Source organism: Nocardioides pakistanensis, assembly GCF_054781215.1.
In genome coordinates this window covers 121,321-132,906 of record NZ_BAAGUV010000011.1, presented here as the reverse complement: position 1 = coordinate 132,906, position 11,586 = coordinate 121,321, and the positions used below count along the sequence as shown (strand labels likewise).

At 65.2% G+C, this 11,586-nt stretch carries 11 protein-coding genes; 5 read left to right on the top strand and 6 right to left on the bottom strand.

Going from position 1 to position 11,586, the window contains the following annotated elements; genetic code table 11:
- Positions 1–370 precede the first annotated feature (370 nt).
- On the top strand, positions 371–1,582 hold the full coding sequence (locus tag ACYVIH_RS04150) for an IS110 family RNA-guided transposase (RefSeq protein WP_460866339.1): 1,212 nt from the start codon (positions 371–373) through the stop codon (positions 1,580–1,582).
- Positions 1,583–1,749: 167 nt separating this feature from the next.
- Here ACYVIH_RS04150 and ACYVIH_RS04145 read toward each other — a convergent pair whose 3' ends face one another.
- The 6 genes from ACYVIH_RS04145 to ACYVIH_RS04120 form a co-directional block, all read right to left on the bottom strand.
- Positions 1,750–2,049, bottom strand: coding sequence for a hypothetical protein (locus tag ACYVIH_RS04145; RefSeq protein ID WP_460866337.1), 300 nt, complete (start codon positions 2,047–2,049; stop codon positions 1,750–1,752).
- A gap of 127 nt (positions 2,050–2,176) precedes the next feature.
- The gene (locus ACYVIH_RS04140; RefSeq protein ID WP_460866335.1) at positions 2,177–2,956 is read right to left on the bottom strand and encodes a hypothetical protein; all 780 of its coding nucleotides are present in this window, start codon (positions 2,954–2,956) and stop codon (positions 2,177–2,179) included.
- 175 nt (positions 2,957–3,131) lie between these two features.
- Positions 3,132–4,297, bottom strand: a protein-coding gene (locus ACYVIH_RS04135) for an IS3 family transposase (protein ID WP_460866333.1) whose coding sequence is annotated in 2 segments (ribosomal slippage) — positions 3,132–4,010 and positions 4,013–4,297 — 1,164 coding nt in all. Because the reading frame shifts where the segments join, the coding sequence is not laid out codon by codon here.
- Positions 4,298–4,347: 50 nt separating this feature from the next.
- Entirely contained in the window at positions 4,348–4,539 is a 192-nt protein-coding gene (locus ACYVIH_RS04130; protein ID WP_460866331.1) for a hypothetical protein, read from the bottom strand.
- A 19-nt stretch (positions 4,540–4,558) separates the two neighbouring features.
- Positions 4,559–4,960 carry a hypothetical protein gene (locus tag ACYVIH_RS04125; RefSeq protein ID WP_460866329.1) on the bottom strand — a complete coding sequence of 134 codons (402 nt, stop codon included), beginning with the start codon at positions 4,958–4,960 and terminating at the stop codon, positions 4,559–4,561.
- Between the two features lie 254 nt (positions 4,961–5,214).
- On the bottom strand, positions 5,215–6,465 hold the full coding sequence (locus tag ACYVIH_RS04120) for a hypothetical protein (protein WP_460866327.1): 1,251 nt from the start codon (positions 6,463–6,465) through the stop codon (positions 5,215–5,217).
- Between the two features lie 382 nt (positions 6,466–6,847).
- On the opposite strand from ACYVIH_RS04120, the gene ACYVIH_RS04115 reads away from it, so the two are divergent.
- The 4 genes from ACYVIH_RS04115 to ACYVIH_RS04100 all read left to right on the top strand — a co-directional run bounded on the left by ACYVIH_RS04115 (position 6,848) and on the right by ACYVIH_RS04100 (position 11,456).
- Positions 6,848–8,473 carry an ATP-dependent nuclease gene (locus tag ACYVIH_RS04115; protein ID WP_460866325.1) on the top strand — a complete coding sequence of 542 codons (1,626 nt, stop codon included), beginning with the start codon at positions 6,848–6,850 and terminating at the stop codon, positions 8,471–8,473.
- The gene (locus ACYVIH_RS04110) at positions 8,470–10,125 is read left to right on the top strand and encodes a UvrD-helicase domain-containing protein (RefSeq protein WP_460866322.1); all 1,656 of its coding nucleotides are present in this window, start codon (positions 8,470–8,472) and stop codon (positions 10,123–10,125) included. Before ACYVIH_RS04115 ends, ACYVIH_RS04110 begins: the two co-directional genes overlap by 4 nt.
- 255 nt (positions 10,126–10,380) lie before the next feature.
- Complete coding sequence (locus tag ACYVIH_RS04105) at positions 10,381–11,178, top strand: hypothetical protein (protein ID WP_460866320.1); 798 nt, start codon at positions 10,381–10,383, stop codon at positions 11,176–11,178.
- Entirely contained in the window at positions 11,178–11,456 is a 279-nt protein-coding gene (locus ACYVIH_RS04100) for a hypothetical protein (RefSeq protein WP_460866318.1), read from the top strand. Before ACYVIH_RS04105 ends, ACYVIH_RS04100 begins: the two co-directional genes overlap by 1 nt.
- Positions 11,457–11,586: the final 130 nt, after the last annotated feature.

Here is an 11,586-nt window from a genome sequence, read left to right as displayed (position 1 = left end):
ACCCAAGGCCTACCGCGAACCACCGAATCGCCGCTCACGAAATCAACACCGGTGGATCAGGGCTGAGACGGCCAGCTGCCTAGCCCGTTTCTTCGCGACTTCGGCGGCATCCATTTTCGGCAGATACGGACGTCTGCTACGCGGCTACTAGACGATTCCCTTAGGACCGACGTCTGGCCAGACTCGGTCCAGGTGATCGGCGGGAAGCTCATCATGCGGCTGCCCACCAGCTGATCTGGTGTGGCTCACTTTCGGTCTGCAGCCCGTCGGTCACCGTGACGAGGCGTGGCTCAAGAAGGGACTGCCCTGCTCGTAGTAGCAATGCCCACCTCGCCGTCCCCATCGGATCGAGCACAGGCGGGAGCAACACATGAGTCAGCAGGCTGAGCGGGTCATCATCGGGGTCGATCCCCACAAGCTTTCGGCCACGATCGAGGTCGTCGACGAGCGCGAGCAGCTGCTCGGGTCAGGTCGGTTCACCACCGACCGGGCCGGCTACGCAGCGATGCGGACCTACGCGAAGAAGTGGCCCAACCGCGTCTGGGCAGTCGAAGGCAGCAACGGTGCAGGCCGGCCGCTCGCGCAGCGACTCCTCGAAGACGGCGAGCAGGTCGTCGACGTCCCCGCGAAACTCGCTGCTCGGGTCCGGCTCTTCGACACCGGTCACAACCGCAAGACCGACGCCCATGATGCCCACGCGGTCGCGGCAGTTGCGGTCCGCACCAAGACCCTGCGGGTGCTTCAGCTCGACGGGGAACTCGAAGCCCTGCGGATGCTGACCGACCGCCGCGAAGCACTCACCAGGCGTCGGGTCCAGACCGTCGACCGGCTTCAGGCCCTGCTCGCAGAACTCCTGCCAGGACAGGCGAAACGCGACCTCACCACCGGTCAGGCCAAGGCGATGCTGGCCAGCGTTCGGCCTCGCGACATCGCCGGCAAGACCCGCCGACGCATCGCCGCAGAAGAGCTGGCCGAGCTGGTTGCGGTCGAGGCCAAGATCAAGAAGGCCACCGCCGAACTCAAAGCGATCGTGCTCGCCCGCGGCTCCCATTTGATGGACATTCACGGCGTCGGCCCCGTGGTGGCAGCCAGGGTTCTGGCCGATGTCGGGGACGTGTCCAGGTTCGCCGACCGCAACCGGTTCGCCTCCTGGACCGGCACCGCACCCCTCGACGCGTCCTCCGGTGAGCAGAACCGACACCGGCTCTCACGCGCCGGGAACCGGCGGATGAACCACATGATCCACATCGCAGCCATCAGCCAGCTCCGCCTCGACACCGACGGCCGTGTCTACTACCGACGCAAGCGAGCCGAGGGCAAGAAGCCCCTCGAGGCGATCAGGTGTCTCAAGCGCAGGATCTCCGACGCCATCTATCGACAGCTCCTGGCCGACGCCCAGGAAGCGGCTGGCACGGGCCCGGGAGGGCACTGCGGGGCGACTATAGAATCCAGCGCGGTCGACCTGCCCCCGCACATCGACACTTCGGATCAGCCACTTCCCGGACCCGCAGACCCGACGCTACGCCCGGCAGCGACGGCTCGGAAGCCCCACCACGACAACGCCCTTCTCGCCACCGGTTGACAACAGAAGGGAGCCGGAAAGACGCGCTTCGCGGCGGCGCCGTTTCGCAATGCCTTGTCGGTCTATCGCTCCATCCACGGGAGGGGTAGGGACGCGGGAGGACCGATCGCCGCACGCATAGTTCGCGGCCTTGCCGAGTCCCACATCGGTGCCCTGCGCCGACAGAGTCAGAGAGCGCCGGCGATGGCCTGGAAGGTCGCCGCCGCGGCAGCGCTAACCAGGAGGGTCCAGCCCAACAGAACGACGTCTACATACGCCAAGCTGCGATCCGTTTCGGGATCACGCCAAGATCTCAGTTCCTTACGCACCTTCCGCCGACGCAGCCTCGGCTGCTCCTTAGTTAGCTGATCTTCGGCTCGCGCCCAAGCCAGTGCGTCTTGGTGGGCGTTCTTCGCGTCCACCAGAGCAACCAGCATTTGGAGGCCCGTGCCTGTAAGAACCGCCAGCGCGATCAGGACGTTCATCATGCGTGCAGTCTTCACTCTGGGACCGACAATGGGGTGCGCGCTGACGCGGCGGAATGACGCACGGTCGCGGAAGACCGTCCCGGCGTTCTTGCATGAGCCCGGACACGCTGGGGCCGAAGGTCTCGCGTCAACCTGCTGAAGCACTTCGCGGAACGATGAGGGTTACTGCCGAGACGTCCTCTTCATCGGCGACGAGGTCCGGCGATGGTCCTGACTCGCGAACTGCGGTAGAGATCTCCAAGCGCGGCTCGTCTCCTGGTTGGATGATCACACGTGGTTGCTTGCCGTATGCGACGCCGCGCTCGGCATCTTGTAACGCGCGACGTTGATTTCGGGTCCGGGGCGCGGAGGCGAGTCGTCGCATCTGACGCCGGAAGCGATCCCACTCGGCCGGAGGGACGTTCGCGATGGCGTCAGCTGCCTCGGCCCAAGCCTCGGTACCGATCAGCGAGGACATGCTGCTCAGTACGACGTCTGGGATCCTGCTTGTGGGTGGAGGCACCGGGTCCACCTGGACACCGCGTGACACGAAGTCCCGATAGTTGTAGTAGGCGTTGATCTCCTCAGAGGAAAAGGCGAGCTGAAACAGCTGACCCTCCCGTACGGGCCACGCGCCCTCTCTACTCCTGAACCAAGCCCCGAGGGCGTCCGTCTCCATGAAGACAGCCGGGGAGCCTGTCGCCGTCTGCGCGGCTCGCTTGCCGTGGTACGCCCACAGTTCAGTGGATGTGCGAAGCAGGTGGGTGACTGTCAGTAGGTCAGCCAGACTCACGATCCACGCATCTGTTTCGAGACCGTGCGCCTCGTCAACAGCGGCGCTGACCAAGCTACACGCATGAGTGACAAACGGGTCCACGCGATCGAGGTTGACGATTAGTCGGCGGACCACCGACGGCTTCATCGACAAGCCTTCGCTCCGTCGCGTCCTGATCGCTGCGCCCTCCAGTAGCGCGCGCCTGGCACGGTTCGTCTGTGAGAGCGGACGAACCAGAAACTCGTCGACCTTGGTGCGGATCCGTCCCGCTGCCGCACTTCGACCTTGTGGCGTTAGGGACTGCTGCACGTACAGGTGACACGTTGGGTCAGGCTGCCTGAGCGGCAGGTGTGGTCATGATGGTCTCGTACTCGATGGGGGTCAATCGGCCGAGGGCTGCTTGTCTGCGGCGGCGGTGGTAGGTCCGTTCGATCCAGGTCACGATCGCGATCCGAAGCTCTTGGCGGGTGGTCCACGTGCGGCGGTCGAGGACGTTCTTCTGCAGCAGCGCAAAGAATGACTCCATGGCCGCGTTGTCGCCGGCCGCGCCGACCTTGCCCATCGAGCCGACCATGTCGTGGCGGTGCAGGGCACGGACGAACTTCCTGGACCGGAACTGCGACCCGCGGTCGGTGTGCAGGATGCAGCCGGCAACCTCACCGCGCCGGGCCACGGCGCTGGCCAGCGCGTCCACGGCCAGGCGTGACTTCATCCGGTCGCTGATCGAGTAGCCCACGATCCGGTTGGAGAACACGTCCTTGATCGCACAAAGGTAGAGCTTGCCTTCGGCGGTCTTGTGCTCGGTGATGTCGGCCAGCCACAGCTGGTTGGGGGCGTCGGCGGCGAAGTCGCGTTGCACGAGGTCGTCGTGGACCGGCGGTCCGGGCTTCTTGCCGTTCTTCCCGCGCTTCTTGCCGAAAGCACTCCACCAGCCGTTGCTCGAGCAGACCCGCCACATCGTCCGATCACACGCCGAGTGGCCGGCGTCCCTGGCCTCGTCGGCAAGGTAGCGGTAGCCGAACTCGGGGTCGTCGCGGTGCGCGTCGAAAAGGCCGTTAGCCAGGTACGCCTCGGCCAGCTCGGCGTCGGTGACCGGGGAAGCGAGCCAGCGGTAGTAGGGCTGGCGGGCGAGGTCGAGCACCCGGCACGTCACCGTCACGGGGATCCCGTCGGCGGCCAACTCGCGGACGAGCGGGTACATCATTTTCCCGGAAGATGCGCCTGCGACAGGTACGCCGCAGCACGGCGCAGGACCTCGTTCTCCTGCTCGAGCAGCCGGATCCGCTTCTTGGCCTCACGCAGCTCGGCGTTGTCCGCGGCTGTGGTGCCGGGCTTGAGACCGTCCTCGACATCAGCCTGGCGCAACCAGTTGCGCAGACAGGACTCGCCGATACCGAAGTCGGCAGCGATCTGCCTGATCGTCTGTCCCGGCTCGCGGTTGCGAGCGACGTTCACGACGTCGTCGCGGAACTCCTTGGGGTAGGGCTTGGGCACGGTGCACATCCTTCCAGCAGCGCTTCACAGCGCCACAGATCAGATGTCACCTATCCGTGCAGCAGTCCCATTGGTTCGCCGTAGCCCTGCACGCGGCTGACGTGGTCGATCACGAGTGCGTTCAGGTGAGTGACATCCCGGATGTTGCCTCGACACTCTTCATCGATGATGCGCCCCGTCACGTAGACGCGCTCCATGGCGAGCAGCTGCTGGAGGGGAATGAGGCGCAGGTAGGGGTGCACGGCCGCAGCTGTCTCGTCCTCACTCTCGTCGGGCGTGCCTGCAGTGAGAAGGAAGACCTCTCGGAACGGACACTCCTTCAGAGCAGCGCGCACCTCGTTGTCGAAAAAACCGGTCCGTCAGGTACCGAGTTGCGTCAAAGGGCAGGTCGAACCAGTCGAGGGTGACGAGATTCAGATGCGTGAGACCTTCGACGCCATAGCCCTTCGCAATGGCGGGCCAAAGAAGCCAAGAGACAGCAGCGTCAGGACAGGTGAGGTCGATGCGGACCCGGTCGGCAAGCTTCGCGAACGCGTCAGGACAGGTGAGGTCGATGCGGAACCCGTCACCGGCGACGTTGTTTCCTTCGATCAGGAGGATGTCCGTGTCGAGCCTAGAGACGACAGTGTTGATGCTCTTGAGCGGGAGTGCGTGCCGGTTCATGGGTTTCTCCTTGCGATGCGGAGGCGGATCTGTCGCCGCCTCTGCCCCCGTTATGGGGCACCCACCCTCAGCGTTCAAGTCGGATGCTGGCCAGCGTGTCGGGAGGCGCTTGATGCCGCACCCACGACGACTTCCGATCGGCCGAAAGGCGGCGGGATGACCCACTCGGGAACGGTGCGGAACGCAGCGAAACCCGAATCGCAGCGGCGCACGCTAGGCCGCTACTCAGCCCACGTCGTGGGCAATTGAATCGCTCAACCTTCGTCGCTGAGTTGGCCGTCCTTAGTTTGTCGGCGCAGTGCTCGCTCAGCCATCCCGGTGGAGAGCTTGCCCCTCATCGACCTGGCACGGTCCCGTGCCTCGCCGCCCAGCCGCTTGGCGGCGACGACACGTTCTGAACCTGCGTCGCGCGCCTTGTCTCTGACGTCGGCGGCTGCCTCCAGCCATCGTCGCGTCTCGAGTGTCCCCAGGGAGTTCTCGAACCCGAGCCGCTCATGGAAGTCGCTGACCACAGCGGTTACGTGAGTGGTCGACTTCACGACCGCAGGGGATTGGGACGGGTTGAGCAACACCTTCAGGTTTGCGGAGGCGGCTGCGGCGGCCATGCGTGACAACAGTCGGTCGGTGCTCCGCGAAATGGAGTCGAGCCGGTCCTTCCGGGCGGCCTTCAGACCGAGTCTGTGCCCGTCCAGGTCATCGGGCACGGTTTCCCGAACGCGATCGAGTTCAAGCACGGCGATCGCATCCTGTAGTTGAAAACAGCGCGCGAGGACAGCGAGCCATTCCTGGGTCGTGGCCTCGGCGTCCTTGGCCGCCTGAAGGAGATCGCTGATCCGTGCGCTTCCCTCCAGTCTCTCGGCAAGTGCGTCGAGCTGGAGCAATGCGTAGGACTGCGTGCGCGCGATCGTGGCTGACGAGGACTGCACTTTCGACCAGGTGACCTCGTTGACGCGACCCAGGTGCTCGCGGAGGGTCATGGCCTCCTCAATGTCGAAGCCGACGCCGATCATGCTCGCGATCACGGCGTCCTTCTGGGCACGGAGGACGTCGTCGAGCTTGGCGTCGATCCTGGCGAGATAGTCCGTGATCTCGTCCATGGCCTGCTGCATCGCGAGCTGGGTCATGATCCCCGCTGCGCCGGACAGGAGCGCGGGGTTCGAGGCCAGCGAACCGGGGCCAGTCGAGATTTGGAGCCATGACGTGACGTTGCCCGGCTTCCCGATCATTGCGTGGCTGACGCCGGGCGTCTTGCTCGGCATCAGACCAAACGTTTTGACCTTCGCCGCGGAATCCGGGGTGAGCTTCACCCAGCGGCCCGCGTTGGCGGCGACTTCGGAGCCTGCCTGCGCGGCCGCCGCGCCGGCGCCCAACGCCTTGGTGAGCCGGGACAGTTCGAGATTCCTCGACGCCAGGCCCTCCGAGGCGAGGAAGCGTTCGACCGCCCTCGGTTGCCCGATGACCGCCAGGCCGTCACCGTCACTGATCAGCTCGATCTCGTTACTCATTGTCCACCCGTGGGATACTCGGCCAGCGAGCGCTCGGCGTGACGCGGGCTTGCCTCCGCCGAGGATAGACGGCAGAGTCGACAAACCTCCTCAATTGGGACGACTCTCTGCTCCGCGTGATTTGCCAGCATTCGCCGCAGGCGTTGGGCTCGGCATTTCCACGCATCCATCGGAGCTCCGTCATCACCTCCGGACGGAACGTAGGGCTGGTAGGTCCGCGTCGCCCGCAAGATGGAGGACTGGCCAATGTTCCACCACAGGTCCTCGACTCTATGCGCGAAAGTCAGCGGTGCCGACGCGCCGAAATGTCCGGAGAGCTCGATCAGGCCGACTAGCCTCCACCCGGAGCCAGGCTCCGGCAAGCGATACGGAGAGGGGAACCATGAAGCTGTCGAGATTCGCGATCACGAATCACGGCGTCCTGGAGGACATGTCCGTTGAGGTGCGCGACCACCTGTGCATCATCGGCGCGAACGACGTCGGTAAGTCATCTCTCCTGCGGCTCCTCAACCTGCTCCTTGGTGCCACCGTGCAGCAGCTCTATGCGGCACTGTCGCCAAGCGACCTGCGCGAGGCCGACGAGGCGCTCGTCGTGACCGCTGACCTCACCGACCTGTCACCGGAAGAGGCCGGCTCGTTCCCCTACGAGGTCCACTTCGATGGCGCCGAGCCAGCCAAACTCACGATCGAGCTCGAGGTTCGCATCTCCGAGGAGGATGAGAAGGAGGTCGTTGTCGACCGCTTCTTCCCGGATGCGGGCGCCAGGCGATCACCATCGCGCGACCAGTTGGAGGTCATCGGCTGGCGTTACCTGCCAGCTACGCGCTCGACAGCCGTCGACTTCATGGACGGAAAGCACAGCCCGCTGCGAGCGATGCTCAACGCCGTCGACCTCGGGACCGGTTCGACGGCCCTCGTCTCGCTCATGGACACTTTCCACAAGGACCTCGAGTCGAACCCCGCACTCACCCAATTGCGCGAGGAGATCGCGCAGCATCTTTCGCGGTCGCTGCCACGCACGATGGACAAGGACGCGCTCGCGCTGCGGACGGCCGTCGACCCGGCCGAGGAACCTCTGCAGGACGTCACGCTCTTCCTCCGTGAGGACGAGGCACTGAAGTCGCTCGACGAGCAAAGTGACGGGCTGCGGCAACTGATGGCTCTGACGTTCTTCGACCTTGCTCAGCAGCAAGCGAACGTGGTCGCCGTGGACGAGCCCGAGATGCACCTGCACGCGAGCAGTCAACGTACGGTCGCTGGTCTGCTGGCCGACTCCAAGCAGCAGCGTCTTGTCGTAACGCACTCCCCGTACGTGATCCAGAAGTTCGAGCCGAAGCACGTCCTGGTCGTCAGCCATGAGCGACGCTCAAAGCAGATAGCCGCCCACAACTTCACCGCCGTCGAGAAGGAGCAGGTCGCGTGGTGGACGCCCCAGCTTCTTGAGGCGCTTACCGCCAGGCGGGTACTCATCGTCGAAGGACTCGCGGACCGAATCGTCGTGGAAGCAGCGGCCGCGGCGAAGGGCATCAGCCTCGACCGCGAAGGGGTCACCGTGTTCGCCCTCGACGGCGCGGACAAGTTCAAGCACGTCACCAAGATCCTGGGTACCACCGGGTTCGACATCGACCTCTGCGGCCTGTGCGACGAAGACCGCGAAGCATCCTGGGCTGGCATTCTGAAGACGAGCCCGAAGAAGCTCGCCAAGAAGGGCTTCTTCGTCGCCCGCAAGGACCTCGAGCACGAGTACGCGGCCGCTCTCGGAGCCGCCACGCTCGTCGCCGTGCTGGTTAAGGAGGGCGTCGCCCAAGAACGAGGGCTGTGCCAAGCGGCCGGTGTCAGCGCGGCCAGCGACCTGACCAACGAACAGGTGGCTGACTTCATCACCAGCAAGGACTCCCGCAAGACGCCGGCTGCCCGAGCCGTGGCCACGATTCTCACCGCCGGACACGTGGACGCGAGCGACTCGCTCGCGGGGTTGCTCAGCTATGTCGCTGGAGCCGCATCGTGAGCGCAGAACCGCTTGGTGCCCAGAAGACCGCCGTTACCGGCAAGGCGGCCCACATGCTGGTTACGGCGCCTCCTGGGTGCGGCAAGACCGAGGTGCTGGCGATGCGCGCCGCCCACCTACTGGCGGCGGGGCGGGTGCGGCCGCGGCGCAAGATCCTCACGTTGACCTTCACTAACCGCGCTCGCGACAACATCAAGCAGCGCCTTCAAGAGCAGCTCGGAGAAGCACGAGCCCGACGTTGGGTGGACGTCGTGAACTTCCACGAGTTCGCGATCCGGCTGGTCCAGGCGCACGGGAACCTGACCGGATTGGCTGCCGACGTCGAGTATCCGAACCGCACATGGATGAAGAAGGCGCTGGCCCGGCAGACGTCGAACTGGCGGGAGCAGAAGGCAGCCACGGAGATCCTGGACTCGGCGAAGCGCGAACCGCTCACTGACAACGAGCTGATGGAGCGGGTCGTCGGGTCCAACAACGACATCGCCATTAAGGTGGAACGCGAACGGCAAGACGCGGGATACCTCGACTACGGGGATCTCCTCCGTCACGCACAGCTCATCTTGCGCGACGAACGCGTCTCAGACGTCTTCAAGGAGCACTACGATGCGGTGCTCGTCGACGAGTTCCAAGACCTCACGCTCCAGCAGTTCGACGTCGCACGCCGCGTGACTAACGCCAATGCCATGTACGTGGGCGACCCCTATCAAGGAATCTTCGGCTGGGCCGGTGCGGCCCCACTCGAAGTACTCGCGAAGCTGAAAGACGACGGCTACGTCCCCGTCGATCTCGACGTCTCATTCCGCTCATCACCCGCGGTGCTCGCCGTCGTGAACGCACTGTCGGCCACCCTGGGAGCCACCCCGCTGACTGCCGCCGATCCTGACCGCTGGCCGAATGGCGGCGTCGCGTACGCGATGGCCTTCGACACCGACGACGCCGAGGCGACCGGCGTGGTCGCACTCTGCGACTACGTGGCCGGCAAGTACCCGGATGACCGCATCGGGGTCATCTGCCGCTCCGAGTACCGGAGAGGAGCACTCGAGCGGGCCTTCACACATGCGAAGCACAAACCCCAGTTCTGGGACATCGCTCTCGACACGCCGCAGGTGGCAGCGATGCTAAAGCGTCAGGCGCGCCACGTTCGGCAAGGGGTTCCATACGCGGACCAGGTCGAGGACCTTCTGCAACGCGTGTCGTCCGCCCTGCGCCGCTCAGACGTGGAGACGCTCAACGATGTCCAGAGCGCCTGCGAGCAACTGCTGGAGATGGAGCTGCTCGGCCTCGACCTCAGGGAGGTCCTCTCGAGAGTCCGCGACGTGCGGGGAACCTCCGCCAGTGAGCCCGGGGTTCACGTCCTCAATGCCCACACCGGCAAAGGCCAGCAGTTCGACTGGGTGGTCGTAAACGGGCTCGAGGAGGGCCACGTCCCCAGCACGTACGCCGAAACCGAAGAGGAACTCCTCGAGGAGCAGCGCGTCCTAATGGTCATGGTCTCCCGAGCCAGACGCGGGGTCTTCCTATGTCACGCCCGCCAGACCTCCAACCGCTATGGAAGGGTTTTCCGTCAAGGCCAGTCGCGCTGGTGGCCAGCGATTGCATCAGCGTGCCAGGAGGTGCCGGTAGGCGTGAAGAAGTTGACTGGTTGCGATTAAGAGGCGGAATCACCCTGCGTCATAGTGGGCGGTAGGCCGCAACTTCGCTGGTCTCCGGGGTTCCTCCCAAGAGCGACTGTCGCGCTCCAGGAAGCCCTCATTTGCTGCCTACTGGTGAGGCCAGCCATCGCTCACCAGCCCATCGACGGGCAGCGCTTGGAGGCATGTTTCCACAGGTGAGACAAGTGGTGAGGCACTCAATGAGACCCGGGTCCGACCGTGAACGCACGTTGCGTCTCACGAAAGGACTCGGTGATGAAGCCGATCGAGCACCTGGACATGTCGGCGGAAGAGCTTGCGGAGCGGGTCATAGGACCCGTCTGGGAGCGGTGGGTCAGCGCTGAGCCCGTGCTTGGAAGTCTGACCAAACTCGCGGAGCTGCGCGACCTACGCGGGGCGGAGGCCGATCAGCTCCTCGGCGCTCTGGTCCGGCTCGCGGCCAAGGACGGAGGGGATGACGAGCTCGCCGCTCGAGCCGTCGCCCACCAGCTGGCCGGCGAGGCCCTCGGCGTGGCGATCGAGCTCCGCGACCTGGGGCCTGACGTCGACCACGTCGTCATGACGTCCCTGTGGCTGGAGATCCGAACCTTCCCCTGGCAGCGGCGCACCCGAGCGTTCGCCACTAGTCTCCGGCACGCGACTCGGCGCTCCGCACTCGAGTACTTCCTAGACCCCCCGAGGGACAGAAAGCGGCTGGTCGTCCGGCCGCCTGACGACATCGCCGATGGTGCCATCACGCCGATGCCCGAGCCCTCTGAGAGTGGGACAGCCGCGGAGTCGCGGAGTGAGCTCGTGGAGTACCTCGAGTGGTGCGTCCGCGGCAACCGGATCACAACCGACGACGCCAGGTTGATGCTCGAACTGGTTGCGGCGGGCTGGCAGACCCTTGATAGGGGAGTGCTGAAGTTGAAGCGGGGCGTCTGCTCGATGCACGCCGTCGAGGTGGTAGCCGATCGACGCGGGGTGTGCATCAAGACCGTCGTCCGAGAGCGCGACCGGGTGCTCACATTGCTCCGAGAGGCGAGAGTCGAGTACTTCCTCGAGGTGGCGTGATGGCTGTCCATAAGCGGATCGCCGTGCCGCCTACGGCCGACATGGACGTGACGGACAACAGATCTGCGCCAGCCGGCGTGTACGACCCCGAGTGGGTCGTGGGCCTGCTCGACACCATGGCCGAGGGCGACTTGGACGCGACCGCGCAGGCGCTCGAGCAAGTGGTTCGAAGGCTCCGTAAGGCGGCCCGGGCCAGGAACGCGCTGATCAGAGTCCCTGCGGCCCCGCTTCGCACGGCGATCGCCTTGAGGTCTTCCCAGGGGAAGGGCGTCGAGTGATGTCACTGACCATGCTGGACCGGCGTCAGCTTCGAGCCGTCCTCGACGGCCGGACCTCGCAAACCTCTACGAGCGACGCTGCGCTCCACCACCTCGATACCGATGCCTCCGACACTGTCCTCGTTGTGGG

Bases quoted from the DNA above. Each gene is read 5' to 3' on its own strand.
- ACYVIH_RS04150 (WP_460866339.1), top strand. From the start codon at position 371: ATGAGTCAGCAGGCTGAGCGGGTCATCATCGGGGTCGATCCCCACAAG.
- ACYVIH_RS04145 (WP_460866337.1), bottom strand. From the start codon at position 2,049: ATGATGAACGTCCTGATCGCGCTGGCGGTTCTTACAGGCACGGGCCTC.
- ACYVIH_RS04125 (WP_460866329.1), bottom strand. From the start codon at position 4,960: ATGAACCGGCACGCACTCCCGCTCAAGAGCATCAACACTGTCGTCTCT.
- ACYVIH_RS04120 (WP_460866327.1), bottom strand. From the start codon at position 6,465: ATGAGTAACGAGATCGAGCTGATCAGTGACGGTGACGGCCTGGCGGTC.
- ACYVIH_RS04115 (WP_460866325.1), top strand. From the start codon at position 6,848: ATGAAGCTGTCGAGATTCGCGATCACGAATCACGGCGTCCTGGAGGAC.
- ACYVIH_RS04105 (WP_460866320.1), top strand. From the start codon at position 10,381: ATGAAGCCGATCGAGCACCTGGACATGTCGGCGGAAGAGCTTGCGGAG.
- ACYVIH_RS04100 (WP_460866318.1), top strand. From the start codon at position 11,178: ATGGCTGTCCATAAGCGGATCGCCGTGCCGCCTACGGCCGACATGGAC.